Raw genomic sequence first — 14,559 nt, forward strand, 5'->3', positions numbered from 1 at the left:
ATGACTAAGGAATCAATGGTTGATCTGAGCTATAGTCTCTGTAGTGCCGTACACGGGTTTCATACTCAGCAGATGGTGAGCATTGCTCAGTAAAGATCAGTACAGAACAATTGCAGCCAGCACAGAGCAGTACTTATAACGCTTACATGAACAGAAGCCGCATCTAAGAGCGGGCGAAGAGCGGGTGACCAACAGAGAATGAACGTCCTTCCAGGCAGTGTAATCTCAACAGCTTATGTCGATAACGCCAGCAGGAAACCTGCGTACGGTGACAGGCTGCCTGAGGAAGAGAACCAGGGTTCTCGTGAGCCATATGAGACCATCAGCAAGCCCCAGACCGTCGCCGAATACATTCCTGCCTACCCTGACGACACCGAGCTACAGCAGTACCGGGAACGCCAAAACCAGAACGAAAGTACAAATAATTTCAGTAAAACATTTATGGCGTTTTCTTCCGATATGCCCGACACCAACAGCAAGGGACGATTCGTTGATATCACAGTCTGATAAAGGGATTTAAATCGAAGATAAAAACAGGAAGGAAAAGGGTCAGCAGTCCGCGCTGGCCCTTTTCTGTTTCATTTCCATTTTCTGTTTTAACTCTGCTCTGGTGCGCTTCTGCAACATTCCCTGCACCCATCCCTGCACCAAATAACACAACAGCAAAGAAGCTTTTCTGTTACCGGACTGCCGGCACAAGCTCCAATGAGTAGTCGTTGCAGCCATTAACGGTAACCCGCCAGGTGTCTCCAGAGCCTGTCATCGTGAACTGGCCAGAGCGCAGACCGGGTTCATCAAGGCACCGCTGCACACTGCGTTCAACAGCATAAGCCACCCGGCCAAAATCAGACAGATCAACCGCCCCCTGCTGCCAGCGATAAACCTGGCCTCCCGCGGAGTAAAGTATATCCGTCTGAGCTGAATCATCTGAATCAAAGAATACCGTGGACTCCAGCAGGTGATTGCCGGCAATGACCTGTTCATTCACGACTCTGCGGTTACGATAACGAACGTCCCGGCCTGCAGTGCTACCGGATACCGTTGAGACATGAGACTCACCTTCCACCCTCAGACGGGCCTGATCGCCGTTATCGTCGATAGTAAAGTCACCAGAGAACTCTGCACTGCGAACCCGGTCGTTGTACGCCGGCATAACACCGTTATCGGTATAGGAATGATCTGAATAAACAACATTTCCGCTGCCATCGAAAAAGACGCTGTCGTCGCAGAAACCAGTGAATACAACACCGGTATCTGTGTCCAGCTCCACTCTGTCTATGCCGGCAGCTTCAGGCGCACTATGCTGATAATCCGCTGTAATCTGTACCGTACCGCCGCAGTCGCCAGGCTGGTTATCGCTGTATTGACTGTCTATAGCAGAAGATGGCGATGATACTGACGGCGCCAAACCCAAAAATACCGCCTGTTCAATAAATGGCAGATAATCCAGATTATTAACAAAAGCAGTCATACTGACGATTTCCGGATCATAAATGATCTGAGAGTGTTGATAGTAATGATCGGATAGAGACTGCAGATACAGAAACTCTGCGACCTGCTCAGCGATCGCTGAGCTGTTGTCGCTGTTCAGTGCGGCTGGCGTACTATCGCCGGTAAACGTCAGGGTACGTACTTCCGGCACAGATGAATCACCGTTGCCTGTATTGCCGTTACCTGGATCGCCGTTGTTGCCATCATCCGGATTAGCAGCGATATCTGTATCTGCACCACCGGAAGAAGCACCACCGCCTCCTCCGCCACCACACCCCGTCATCAACAAAGAAACGCTGGCGACAGCAATAAAAGAGAGAGACTTCAGACTGCTTATACTACTTCCCATCTTATATCCTTAATTGTTCTGTATTGCTTAAGAATTTCGGTATATCTATTCGATTATCCCAATTAAACACAACCGGATAATTGGCATGACCAATTGTATTTAAAACCGAACAATTGTTTGGTTTTAACTTCAAATTAACTAATGAAACCTAGCGAATCAAATGAAATTCGTAAAGTTAAATATCCGAAAAAGATTTAAATAATGGATATCAAACAACTGCACTTAAACTTTCGAAAGGATAAAGGCAAGAGGAAAGAAGTCGTTCAGGCAATCAATGTATAGAGATGATTATCTTTTCTTTATTCACTATCAGTAATAATGGGATAACGAAGAATTCTTCTTCGCTATCCCATTCAATAATCAGCTCAGAACTCTGTAGGAGCCAAAGCGACAGTCGGTGCAACGCCACACCCATTAAAGGTAATCGTCGCAGCAGTAGAGAAAGCATCCCAGAACTCAATGGTTCCGGTATTAAAGCCAGAGCCATCGGCACAAAATGTTAGATCCTGAGCATCAGTGAATATTACGCCATAGCCGGTGTACGATGCTTCCAGACCGAGATCCAGATATCCCCCTTCTAAAGAGACACCTCTCAACTGGTGAATCAAAAATACTGATCCATCATAGGCGAGAATTTCATCGTTGGTGTAAGATTCAATTTCACTTTCTGAGTCATATGAAGACAGGTGAATTTCAGAGGATTCAACGATCTGACCATTAATAGTCAATCGCTTGTTATCGACTTGCTCACCATTACCAGCATAAACACTGGGGTCTGTACGGTTATCTGCATATTCAAGTCCGGAATTGGTCTTATTCTGCTGATAACGGCCGGTCAGCCCCTCTGCTGAGACAGTTACATCGACGATTAATTCAGCATTAACTTCGAATGAACCATAATCGTATCCACCTTCAGTACTGTCCGAATCGTTATAAAAACTTACATTACCCGCAAATTCTGCGGTTCCGGTAAATACGGTAGCATTCTCATTGTCTCCAAAGGAGTCATATACACAGTAATCTTCAGAGAAGTTGGCATTGGAATCTTGCGTAAGAAGGGTCTCCCAGGCAGCTCCGACCTCACTGTCTTCGCCATAGCGTTGCTCGACAGAGGATTCATAAGAGAGCTCTGCTGTCCCACCACACTGTCCTGCCCGGGTTTCACTGCCAGACATGGTGTTCTGGCCGACAGTCTCCAGATCCAGATCTAAAGCTGAAGTTGAGCGGCGACTATAATCCTGAAAGTAATAACCACCGTCTTCACCTAACAATTCTTCTTCCAGAAATTGCATTTCTGCCAGGTATGGCTGTACGGTTTCAACAAGACCTCTGCCATAGGTGAGTTTTATAATCTCTGCTGCCACGACATCCAGATCAGCCTCTGAAAGATCCGCGTCATCATCTTCACCGGTAAATACCAATGTTTCTGGCTGAGGATCAACGATCGGCTCTGGTGTTGGTTCAGGTGATGGCTCCGGCGTTACAACGACATCAGGTTCTCCGGAGGATGAACTGCTTCCACCACCACATCCAGCCATTACTAACGAACAGGTTCCTACCGCCACACATATAATATTTTTTAATAATTTTGATGAATCACTCATATACTTCCCTTAATTATTTCCTTTCAATTTAATTTCCCTACTATAAACAGGGCACCAAAGACATATCATTGCGACATATCAACTATTGGCTTCTGACTACTCTGGGCTTACAGATTTCATCCAGTGTGAAATCAGCGCCCCAGACATTGCCATTACATGCATTTTTCAGATTTGATATAACTTTGGAGTCGTTCTCCTCCCCATCAGTAACGATCAAATCTGAAAACAGCGGAAATGGCAAACCAGACATCAAAACGGAATCATCAGTCAGCGCAACAACCCCAAAATCACAATCCGCATCAGAAACGATCTGACGCCCTGCCTCAAAGAACTGGCACTCTGAACGGGACTGCCCTTCGTCAAATCGTGATATGTGCTTGTTGAAGTAAGCGACTGCTGATTTTCCTGCTTTCAAGGCATTATTATATAAACCCTCTGCCACACTATCTGCATCTTTCCCTGTCACTAACACAAGAGGGATCATGCCGCTGTTTTTTACAAGCTTTGCGAGAATCTTTTTATAAACGGAAAGGTCTGTGTAAGTGCCAATACCTGGCTGGGAATTTACCTCGCAGATAGCCGCACCGCTCTCCTTCCAGGATATTCTTATATCCGGAATCAATAAATCGACACCTGCCAGATCGAGTCTCAGCACTTTCACTGCTCTTATTGCCAACGCAGAATTATCAGGATGAACGTCATCAAAAACAGCAACAGGCATCCCCCCCGACGATACGTTAGAAATTCTGCGGAGCGTCACGACCTGATCGGGCTTTGGGATACTTTTTTCGGTCAGTTTCTGTTTAGCCAACATGAATTTGGCTTCATCATCAAACTCTATGCGCGTCAAAGCCGTACGTCGTTCATTTCCCCGCTCCGGACTTGCGTTAACCTGATCAATTAACTGCCTGACGGTCTTAACACCATCCCCTGTCACCTGCGCCGGCTGACGTTCAATAGCCCAGACAAGTTCACCCTCAAAGACCGTAAGACGGTAATCTTTCCCAGAGAAATGCTTTTCAAGCATGATTCTCCGGCCTTTTTCAGCGCTTTTAGCATAGGCTTCACGCAGTTCTTTGTCATTTTTGATTCCGGCAATTACACCATAGCCACGGTCAAGATCCAGCGGTTTCACTACAACCGGGTAACCCATTTTTCCGGCAAGATGTACAGCATCATTTACGTTATTCACGGTAACAGAAGGTTGAACCGGCAGCCCATTCATCCTCAGCATCTGAACCGTGGCCATCTTATTTTTGGCCATATTAGAGCCGACAACCGATGTCGTATCAGTAAAGGTACTGTCCAGCCAACGGCTGTTTGCGCCATAGCCAATCTGATGAGCGCGGGCAGGCAATGAAAAATAAGGGAGATTCAACTCATATGCAGCCCTGAGAAAAGACCACATGGTTGTAGACTTTAACGCGACCGAACGAATTTCAGCGAATATTTTCTGAAAGTCCTGCTGACGGGTATAGCGGCTTCTTGTTAAATCTTTCTCATGCAAAAGTGAGATAAACCAGGCAATTAACTTTGTAGTAACCGCCGCTGAAGCCGGCGTTACAGGCACCAGCAACTCAGCTTCAGTCTCTCTACTGTCGAGCACCTGACCTGACTGCCACACCGGAACCATGGCATCCATCTGAATATTAAACACAGCCGCCAGAATAAACTCTGAAACATCATGCAGAAAGTCTGCTGCTTCCGGAAAAACATGTTCACTAAAGTCTATGCCAGAAAGCTGAGAAGCTGCCTGACAGTAGCTACTGAAGTCGACATTTCCTTCAAGGTCAGTGCGTACAGATACAATAATGGAAGGATTGGGTAATCCTACCCGATATGCAGAAGTGGAATACTTTTTTTGACTAACTTTCCAGTTCATAAAGCCAGATAACCATATACAAAGTTATCAGTATATTACCATCAAAAAAAAAGAGGGCATAAGCCCTCTTTTCTTATCAAGCTACATCATTCCGCTACAGGAACCGGAGCAACATACGGCTCGATAGTTGGAGCAGTGTCACAGCCGGTAAAAGTGATGGTGCCATAAGCGTCATCATAATCACCGAACATAAGAGTACCAGCGGAGAAGCCAGAGCCATCGTCACAGAGCGTCAGTTCGTCACCTTCGAAGTAAACATAGCCAACACCAGACAATGCAACACTACCGCCTTCACTCAAATCAAAGACATTGTAATCTGGACGCGAGATCGCTACGTAATCCACCAGGAAAACCGAATCAGCAAAAGCAATCAGCTCTTCGGAATCACCAGTTTCGGTAGTTTCGTTATATACATAAGTTGATTTGTATGTGCGCTCAAGTGTCTGACCACGGAAAGTAAAGAGTTCATTATTAATCTCTTCATAATCCTCGCCGTAGCTAGGGGTTTCTGAACGTTCATCATCAAAATACGTGTTAGTTTCAGAGAAATCAAACTGATAACGAAGCGACTCATCTTCAACTGTAAAAGTCAGGTCGCCAGACTTCTTAACAGAATATTCGTCACGCTCGAAACCATCCTCGCCATCATAGTCTTCGTAGTAACTTTCAGAGTATTCACCTTCTAAATGACCCGAAACTCCGATCTGAGGAGCGCTTTCAGCAAGCATGCCAGGGCCTCCGTAATAGCTAAGCGACTGACAATAATCGTCAGAGAACTCGGCATTTAAAGTCATATCCTCAGTATAATCTTCACCGTAAGCACCTTCTTCTTCTGCCATACTGAACTCGTAAGAAGATTCTTTAGCAGCTGTAAACGTACCACCACAGCTACCCGCAACGGTCACTGATTCAGAGTCAGAAGCACCGGCGACCAGTTCCAGATCCAGGTCCAGAGCGTCGGTAGCAGAATAAGGGCCAAAACCGATATTGCCGAGGTATTGAAGCGGCATTCCATTAAACACGTTATCTACTTGACGAGGAATGGAACTGGTTACGTCATCAGCCATTTCCAGCAATACAGAAGCCAGAGTCACTTTAATTACTTCAGAACCCACGGCACTGAGATCAGCAGTACTGAAATCAGCATCATCTTCCGAGCCAGTGTAAGTCAGAGTCTGCGGAGTTGGTTCCGGAGTTGGTTCCGGAGTTGGTTCTGGTGTCGGTTCTGGTGTAACAACAGGATCCTGCTCATCAGACGATGAGCTGCTGCTGCCACCACAGCCAGCCATAACCAGAGAGCAACTGGCTACAGCAATGTAAGCAAGGTTTCTTAATGTTTTAGATGAGTTAGACATGAAAATTCCCTTCAATTATTTATATGGTTTTATTCGTCATACGTTCGCTACGGAATATGGCACCCCGAAATCTGACCATATGGCTTTAAGCTCACAGCGAAACAAAATAACAACTCAAAAAGCTATCATCATGTTCATAAATCTGTTGATTTCTATTTTTGCGCCAGATGTGAATCATTTATTCTGATGAATACATCCGCACTTTGTAAGGAGGGCATTAAGCCCTCCCACGTATTTTTATATTATTAGAGTGACACGATTGGCGTTACTGACGGCGCAACACCACAGCCATTGAATGTAATCAACATGGCCGTAGATTCGTCGTCATAAAACTCGATGGTACCGGTAGCAAAACCAGAGCCATCTTCACAGAAAGAAAGTCCGTTTCCATAAGCTTCGATCAAACCATACTCGGAATAATACGCATCAAGTTCAAGGCCGTAATCACCCTCATCCATCCACGCATCAGCGTAATCCAGAAGGAATACTGAGCCATCGTACGCCATTAAATCCTGCTCTGAGCTACTACTACTCTCGCCATTATAGCTATAGGAGTAGCTCTCTGTGGTTTCGATAACAGAACCATTGATGGTGAAACGTTCATTCATAGCATTCGTATTTTGCTGGCTAACAGTACGCGTTTCGCCGCGGTCGTCATCGAGCAGACCGCTGGTCGTACTGGCATCGAACTGATAGCGGCCATTGAAACCGGTAGCCGCAACAGTAATGTCACCAGCCATTTCCGCTGATCCGCTCACACGGAAATAATACCCACCATCGACCTCAGGAGTATCGAAGCCCTGATCAATGTAAAAATCCATCTCCCCGTTAAAGCTGGCAGTACCATTTAACAGTGGTGATTCATCATTTACGTAATATTCATCATTACAGTAGTCATCGGTCAGGGTAACCGAAGATGTACGTGACTCCTCATATTCCTCACCATAACCAATCGCTTCATCGTAACCAGAGTACTCACTGGCAACAGACTCATACTCAAATTCCGTAACGCCACCACAGGTACCAGCATAAGTTTCACTACCTGAATCAGAACCACTGATGACCAGAGCCATATCGAGGTCCAGAGCATCGGCGGAACTGAGCCCACGGCCGAAGAAATATCCACCAAAGTCACCGGCTAATTGACTGATCAGATCGTCCATACCGTCGAGATACGGTTCAGCAACTTCAAGAGCCACAGCAGCAAAAGACGCTTTGATAACCTCTGCCGCAACGGCATCCAGGTCTGCTTCAGACAGGTCTGAATAATCTTCAGAGCCGCTGTAAACCAGAGTTTCTGGCTGCGGATCAGGCGTTGGCTCCGGAGTAGGTTCTGGAGTAGGTTCTGGATTTACAATAGGATCTTGCTCATCAGCGGATGAGCTGCTGCTGCCACCGCCACAGCCAGCCATAACCAGTGAACCGCCGGCAACGGCGATGTAAGCGAGGTTTCGTAAGGTTTTGGATAAGTCAGCCATAATACTTCCCTTCAAGTAGTTTTCTGTCTTTTTCTGTGTGTCGCGTCAGGCCAGCAATACGCGGCGAGCGATCTTTTCTGCTGCCCGATTTCGCCAACAGACAGGGCCAAAACCCGAACCATTGTTCATCTCTCTGGACAGATAAATTTTGCACCGAGACAGTAACGCTTTGTAGCTGCTTAGTAAAGGATGTAATTTTTTGTCACGGGTGACATTTTTTGTCACCCCGGATATTAAAAAATGCCCGGAAAGCGGAATGGCCTGAACCGGATCATACGATCCAGAATAAGCATCCGCCTTAAGACGGATATTGAGCGGAAAAATGCATAATTACGCAAGAAGTCAGCAACATAGGAAGGAAATCGTTGTGACAAATTTTGTCACCAGCATGAGTATAAAGTCAGTCTGATTTTATAAATCATGCGCAATTATGACATTGATCAAAGTGCCGCAGTTTTGTAACAGAACAGGTGGCAATCGGATGCAAAAAGCTGGCGAATCAGTTCAGAGAGGCAAACAAATCATGGCTAAGATGCGGCGTCTCATTTGTCACCTTGAGTCGCACCTTTAAGTGATATTTCTCTTATTAAATACAACCCAAACTCCATTCCTTCGAACCGCTTAGCCAACACCTGATTAGCGACCATGCCTGAGTAATTTTCAGGCATAAAAAAACCGCCCTAAGGCGGTCTTTTCATCGCTGTTCAGCGAAGGTATTCAGCCAGCATTAAGCAGGCTGCTCTACACCTTTCATAGTCAGCTTAACGCGACCTTTCGGATCAACGTCAGCAACGTGTACGTTTACAACCTGACCTTCTTTCAGGTAGTCAGAAACGTTTTCTACGCGCTCTTCGCTGATCTGAGAAATGTGCAGCAGGCCGTCTTTGCCTGGCAGTACGGTAACGAATGCACCGAAATCAACGATCTTGCTGACGGTACCAGTGTAAGTAACACCTACTTCGATCTCAGCAGTGATGCCTTCAATCATTTCTTTCGCTTTGTCAGCAGAAGCTTTGTCTGCTGCGAAGATCTTGATTTCGCCGTCGTCGTTGATATCTACAGAAGCACCGGATTTCTCGGTGATGTCACGGATGGTCGCGCCACCTTTACCGATCACGTCACGGATCTTGTCAGAAGCGATCTTCATGCTGGTCATGGTCGGAGCGTTTTCAGACAGCTCTTTACGTGGCTCAGCAATCACAGCATTCATCTGTTCGAGAATGGTGAAACGTGCTGCTTTGGCTTTTTCCAGCGCGATTTCCATGATCTCTTCAGTGATACCTTCGATCTTGATATCCATCTGCAGTGCAGTAATACCTTCGTCAGTACCGGCAACTTTAAAGTCCATATCGCCCAGGTGATCTTCGTCACCCAGAATGTCGGTCAGAACAGCGAATTTTTCGCCTTCTTTCACCAGACCCATAGCGATACCGGCAACCGGTGCTTTCATTGGTACACCAGCGTCCATCAGAGACAGAGATGCGCCACATACGGAAGCCATGGAAGAAGAACCGTTGGATTCAGTAATTTCTGAAACCACACGCACGGTGTACGGGAATTCTTCGTGAGAAGGCATCATTGCCTGCACACCACGACGGGCCAGACGGCCGTGACCAATTTCACGACGGCCAGGAGAACCCATACGGCCAGCTTCACCTACAGAGTATGGAGGGAAGTTGTAGTGGAACAGGAATGGATCGTCTTTGGTGCCGTGCAGGAAGTCGATCATCTGTGCGTCACGGGCAGAACCCAGAGTGGTCGCAACGATGGCCTGAGTTTCACCACGGGTGAACATAGCAGAACCGTGAGTGCTCTTCAGAACGCCGGTTTCGATGGTCAGTGGACGAACGGTGTCGTTGTCACGGCCATCGATACGTGGAGCGCCGTCGATTACGCGCTGACGTACTACTTCGTATTTCAGTTCGCCGATCATCTCAGCGATTTCGTCTTTGGTGAAACCTTCTTCACCTTCAGCAGCGGCCAGTTTTTCAACAGCAGCGGCTTTGATTTCGTCCAGCTTGCCGTAACGCTCCATCTTGTCGGAGATGGTGTAGGCTTCGCCGATGGCAGCAGCAGTTTCTGCTTTAACCGCTTCGTACAGGGCAGTGTTCTGCTCTGCCGCAGCCCAGTCCCAACGCTGAACGTTCAGCTCAGCAACCCACTCGTTGATGGCAGTAATGGCTGGCTGGAAGGCTTTGTGTGCAAACAGTACTGCACCCAGCATTTCGTCTTCGGTCAGTTCGTCGGCTTCGGATTCAACCATCAGCACGGCGTCCTGAGTACCGGCAACCACCATGTCCAGCAGGGAATCTTCCAGCTGAGAATATTTAGGGTTGAGGATGTAACCTTCGTCTTCGATGAAACCAACGCGGGCGCCAGCGATAGGACCATTGAACGGTACACCGGAAACAGACAGAGCTGCAGAGGTAGCGATCATGGCGCAGATATCCGGATCAACGTCTTTTTCAGAAGACATAACGGTCAGGATAACCTGAACTTCGTTCATGAAGCCTTCCGGGAACAGAGGGCGGATCGGACGGTCGATCAGACGGGAAGTCAGGGTTTCTTTTTCAGAAGGACGCGCTTCACGCTTCAGGTAACCACCAGGGATACGGCCAGCGGCGTACATTTTTTCCTGATAGTGAACAGACAGTGGGAAGAAGTCCTGACCTGGCTTGGTGCTTTTCGCAGCAACAACAGTCGCCAGAACCTGAGTTTTACCGATAGTGGCCAGAACAGCGCCGTCAGCCTGACGGGCAATGCGACCGGTTTCCAGAGTGACGGTATCGTTACCGAACTGGAAGGTTTTTGTGTTAGCAACAGGTTTTGTGCTCATACAGTATGTGTTTCCTTTACGATTTCAGATCATCCTGCGCACTGCCGGTACTTCTAAGGATTGGCTCTTTTGCGCCCATAAAAGGGCAAAAGCCAATGGTTAGAAGCACCACCACTCAATCAGTGGGGTTGGCACCACAGTCTGGCAGGTTGTATGTGTATAAAGAGGGAGCTATCAGCCAGATACAACAAAAGCCCCGGAGGGCTTTTGCTGTAAGAGAGATCTTAGCGACGCAGACCCAGACGACCGATCAGAGCGGTGTAACGGGATGCATCTTTACGCTTCAGGTAGTCCAGCAGTTTACGACGCTGGTTAACCATGCGGATCAGACCACGACGGGAGTGGTGATCTTTACCATGCGCTTTGAAGTGGTCCTGCAGGCCAACAATGTTGTGGGTCAGCAGTGCAACCTGAACTTCAGGAGAACCAGTGTCGCCTTCAGCAACCTGATACTCTTTTACAATCTCAGCTTTCTTTTCAGCAGATAATGCCATCTTTCAAACTCCATAGAATGTGCATCAGGCTCAGCCTGACTGTTTAAAAAGCATTGCCACCGTGCACATTAACAGTGGTATGCGTGTGCCTGTCGGCACAGTTAAAAACGGGTTTTCATGACAAGGCTCAGACTTCAGGCAGGCTGACCTGCATAAGACGTCTCGCTTTGATCACGCCACCTTCGACAGAACCAATGCCTATCATCTGGCGAATCCCGGATTCAACGGCCCATAATTGTACAGACGTTGCATCCGCCAGGCCAGTATTTATCGGCTGACCCTGCAGCATTTTAGCAGCTTCTGCTAATGTCAGCGGTACTTCCGGCCAATCAGGAATGGCACTGTGTGGCGGCAGCAGCAGATTATCCAGTGCAGAGAAGTCCGCGTCATCGCCCTCTCCTGCCTCAATGGCCAGCTGCTCCAGTGCCTCAAGCGTCACCATCTGACCACTGTGATACGGCCCACAGGCGGTACGGTGCAGGCGGCTGACGTAGGCACCACAGCCAATACTTTCACCGATATCTTCGACCAGGGTACGGATATACGTGCCTTTGGAGCAGCGCACAGAAAGATCCAGCTGGGTTTCCCGGCGTTGATTCAGTGTCAGTTCAAAAATGGTAATGGTGCGGCGTTTCTTTTCCGCCACCGCCCGCATTTCTGCTTCTGACATGCCCTGACGGGCCAGCTCATACAGTGGCTTGCCGTCCATTTTCAGTGCTGAAAACATCGGCGGCACCTGTTCGACATCACCGCGGAAGCGGCTGAGCACAGCCTCAACCGCAGCGTCATCCAGCTCAGGCACCTGCGCCGTGCGGAAGACTTCGCCTTCGGAGTCACCGGTAGAGCGTACTTCCCCCAGCTGGGCTGTGGTGTCGTAAGCTTTATCAGAATCGAGCAGCAATTGGGAAAACTTGGTCGCCTCCCCCAAACAGATCGGCAATACCCCGCTGGCCTGAGGGTCCAGCGCGCCGGTGTGACCGGCTTTACGGGCATTGAAGAGGCGTTTCACCCGCTGCAGCACCTGATTCGAGGACAACCCCAGCGGCTTATCAATAACAATAATGCCGCTGATATCGCGGCCTTTTTTCTTACCCACGCAGTCGCTTACTCCGCACTGTCGTCCTGCTGATCATCATGATGACGGGACTTATCTTCGTCCGTCGCCTTTTTGATCAGGGAAGTCAGTTTCATACCGCGATCCAGGGTTTCATCATAATGGAAACGCAGGTGCGGTGTGATACGGGTACGCAGAATGCGTGCGAGTTCAGTGCGCAGGTAGCCTGACGCATCGTTAAGAATGCGTTCGGTCTGACGACGGATTTCGTCATCGCTTTCACCACGGGCACCCATCACTGTGAAATAAATATCGGCATACCCCAGATCTTTCGCCACTTTAACGTGGTTCAGGGTCACCATACCCAGACGTGGGTCTTTCATTTCAAACTGTATCATCTGCGCCAGATCCCGCTGGATCTGCTCACCAAGGCGCGATGTACGGCTGTAATCTTTTGGCATTTTATCCTCCGGTTTTACCGGCTTTACAGAGACAGCAAAGCCCGACACTCTGGCCGGGCTTTGCTGCTGAGTCTGATAATATGGGTTACAGCGTACGTGCCACTTCACGCACGTCGAAGACCTCAATCTGGTCGCCCGGGCGGACGTCCTGATAGTTCTTCACACCGATACCACATTCCATACCCTGACGAACTTCCTGTACGTCGTCTTTGAAGCGACGCAGGGATTCCAGTTCACCTTCGTAGATCACCACGTTTTCACGCAGTACACGGATCTTCTTGTTACGGTAAACCGTACCTTCGATCACCATACAACCGGCAATCTGACCGAACTTAGGCGAGTTGAACACGTCACGTACTTCCGCAGTACCAACGATTTCTTCACGCAGTTCAGGCTCAAGCAGACCGCCCATGGCTTTCTTAACGTCGTCCAGCAGATCGTAGATCACGCTGTAGTAACGCATATCAACGTCATTGGCTTCGACCACACGTTTGGCAGCGTTGTCAGCACGGACGTTAAAGCCGAACACCACGGCACCGGAAGCAACCGCCAGTGTGGCGTCAGTTTCTGTAATACCACCCACACCGGAGGATACTACGTTCACTTTCACTTCATCGGTAGCCAGCTTCTGCAGTGAAGCCACGATGGCTTCCAGAGAACCACGTACGTCGGTTTTCAGAACCACGTTCAGAGAAGCAACCTGACCTTCGCCCATACCAGCGAACAGTGCATCCAGCTTGGCAGCCTGCTGGCGCTGCTGATGTTGTTCCTTCAGTTTGGTTTCACGGAATTCAGCAACCTCACGGGCTTTCTTCTCGCTTTCCACAACCATGAAGTGGTCACCGGCGTCCGGCGTACCATTCAGACCGAGAATCTCGACCGGAATGGATGGACCAGCTTCACCAGTCTGCTGACCATTTTCATCCAGCAGTGCACGGGCACGGCCGTAGCAGGTACCGGCCAGAACGATGTCGCCTTTGTTCAGCATGCCGTCCTGAACCAGCAGGGTCGCAACCGGACCACGTCCTTTATCCAGACGGGATTCAACCACAACACCCTGTGCCGGACCGACAAAGTGTGCTTTCAGTTCCAGCAGCTCGGCCTGCAGCAGAACCGCTTCAAGCAGCTCTTCAATGCCCTGACCAGTGTGTGCAGATACCGGGATGAATGGTACGTCGCCGCCCCAGTCTTCCGGAATCACATCACGGGCTGACAGTTCGTTTTTAACACGATCCGGATCAGCAGATTCTTTGTCCATCTTGTTGATGGCAACCACCAGAGGAACGCCAGCCGCTTTTGCGTGCTGAACCGCTTCTTCAGTCTGAGGCATCACGCCGTCATCGGCAGCGACAACCAACACGACGATGTCGGTCACATGGGCGCCTCGAGCCCGCATTTCGCCGAAGGCCGCATGGCCGGGCGTGTCGACAAACGTGATCGGTCGGTCGTTGTGAGTGACCTGGTGGGCGGCAATGTGCTGGGTGATTCCCCACGCCTCGCCGCCCACGACATTGGTCGAGCGGATGGCGTCCAGCAGAGTGGTCTTTCCGTGGTC

General features: G+C 48.9%; 11 protein-coding genes. 1 reads left to right on the plus strand and 10 read right to left on the minus strand.

From position 1 onward, the window contains the following. Window positions 1–198: 198 nt before the first annotated feature. Window positions 199–507, plus strand: a complete 309-nt coding sequence (locus tag B2Z72_RS03635; protein WP_296980082.1) for a hypothetical protein — start codon at window positions 199–201, stop codon at window positions 505–507. A 172-nt stretch (window positions 508–679) separates the two neighbouring features. Here the strand turns inward: B2Z72_RS03635 and B2Z72_RS03640 are convergent, their stop codons facing one another. From B2Z72_RS03640 to infB, 10 genes are all read right to left on the minus strand, one after another. Next, the gene (locus tag B2Z72_RS03640) at window positions 680–1,840 is read right to left on the minus strand and encodes a hypothetical protein (RefSeq protein WP_296980081.1); all 1,161 of its coding nucleotides are present in this window, start codon (window positions 1,838–1,840) and stop codon (window positions 680–682) included. A 365-nt stretch (window positions 1,841–2,205) separates the two neighbouring features. Continuing rightward, window positions 2,206–3,444: a hypothetical protein gene (locus B2Z72_RS03645; RefSeq protein ID WP_296980079.1), complete on the minus strand. Its 1,239-nt coding sequence runs from the start codon at window positions 3,442–3,444 to the stop codon at window positions 2,206–2,208. 82 nt (window positions 3,445–3,526) lie between these two features. Beyond that, on the minus strand, window positions 3,527–5,326 hold the full coding sequence (locus B2Z72_RS03650) for a hypothetical protein (protein WP_296980077.1): 1,800 nt from the start codon (window positions 5,324–5,326) through the stop codon (window positions 3,527–3,529). A gap of 86 nt (window positions 5,327–5,412) precedes the next feature. Further along, complete coding sequence (locus tag B2Z72_RS03655) at window positions 5,413–6,681, minus strand: hypothetical protein (RefSeq protein WP_296980075.1); 1,269 nt, start codon at window positions 6,679–6,681, stop codon at window positions 5,413–5,415. A 245-nt stretch (window positions 6,682–6,926) separates the two neighbouring features. Then, window positions 6,927–8,159, minus strand: coding sequence for a hypothetical protein (locus B2Z72_RS03660; protein ID WP_296980072.1), 1,233 nt, complete (start codon window positions 8,157–8,159; stop codon window positions 6,927–6,929). 727 nt (window positions 8,160–8,886) lie between these two features. After that, a complete protein-coding gene (pnp, locus tag B2Z72_RS03665; RefSeq protein WP_297004187.1) occupies window positions 8,887–10,995 on the minus strand; it encodes a polyribonucleotide nucleotidyltransferase in 2,109 nt (702 codons plus the stop codon). 224 nt (window positions 10,996–11,219) lie between these two features. Next, window positions 11,220–11,489 (minus strand): 30S ribosomal protein S15, encoded by a 270-nt coding sequence (rpsO, locus tag B2Z72_RS03670; protein WP_297004189.1) that lies wholly within the window; start codon window positions 11,487–11,489, stop codon window positions 11,220–11,222. 127 nt (window positions 11,490–11,616) lie between these two features. Continuing rightward, window positions 11,617–12,585 (minus strand): tRNA pseudouridine(55) synthase TruB, encoded by a 969-nt coding sequence (gene truB / locus B2Z72_RS03675; protein WP_296980064.1) that lies wholly within the window; start codon window positions 12,583–12,585, stop codon window positions 11,617–11,619. Window positions 12,586–12,593: 8 nt separating this feature from the next. Then, entirely contained in the window at window positions 12,594–13,004 is a 411-nt protein-coding gene (rbfA, locus tag B2Z72_RS03680; protein WP_296980061.1) for a 30S ribosome-binding factor RbfA, read from the minus strand. Window positions 13,005–13,089: 85 nt separating this feature from the next. Further along, window positions 13,090–14,559 (minus strand): translation initiation factor IF-2 (infB, locus tag B2Z72_RS03685; RefSeq protein WP_297004191.1); only part of this gene is annotated, 1,470 nt, incomplete at its 5' end.

Origin of the sequence: Thalassolituus sp. UBA6592 (assembly GCF_002433655.1) — a bacterium.
Classification (GTDB): domain Bacteria; phylum Pseudomonadota; class Gammaproteobacteria; order Pseudomonadales; family Oceanobacteraceae; genus Venatoribacter.

Bases quoted from the DNA above. Each gene is read 5' to 3' on its own strand.
- B2Z72_RS03635 (WP_296980082.1), top strand. From the start codon at position 199: ATGAACGTCCTTCCAGGCAGTGTAATCTCAACAGCTTATGTCGATAAC.
- B2Z72_RS03640 (WP_296980081.1), bottom strand. From the start codon at position 1,840: ATGGGAAGTAGTATAAGCAGTCTGAAGTCTCTCTCTTTTATTGCTGTC.
- B2Z72_RS03645 (WP_296980079.1), bottom strand. From the start codon at position 3,444: ATGAGTGATTCATCAAAATTATTAAAAAATATTATATGTGTGGCGGTA.
- B2Z72_RS03650 (WP_296980077.1), bottom strand. From the start codon at position 5,326: ATGAACTGGAAAGTTAGTCAAAAAAAGTATTCCACTTCTGCATATCGG.
- B2Z72_RS03655 (WP_296980075.1), bottom strand. From the start codon at position 6,681: ATGTCTAACTCATCTAAAACATTAAGAAACCTTGCTTACATTGCTGTA.
- B2Z72_RS03660 (WP_296980072.1), bottom strand. From the start codon at position 8,159: ATGGCTGACTTATCCAAAACCTTACGAAACCTCGCTTACATCGCCGTT.
- pnp (WP_297004187.1), bottom strand. From the start codon at position 10,995: ATGAGCACAAAACCTGTTGCTAACACAAAAACCTTCCAGTTCGGTAAC.
- rpsO (WP_297004189.1), bottom strand. From the start codon at position 11,489: ATGGCATTATCTGCTGAAAAGAAAGCTGAGATTGTAAAAGAGTATCAG.
- rbfA (WP_296980061.1), bottom strand. From the start codon at position 13,004: ATGCCAAAAGATTACAGCCGTACATCGCGCCTTGGTGAGCAGATCCAG.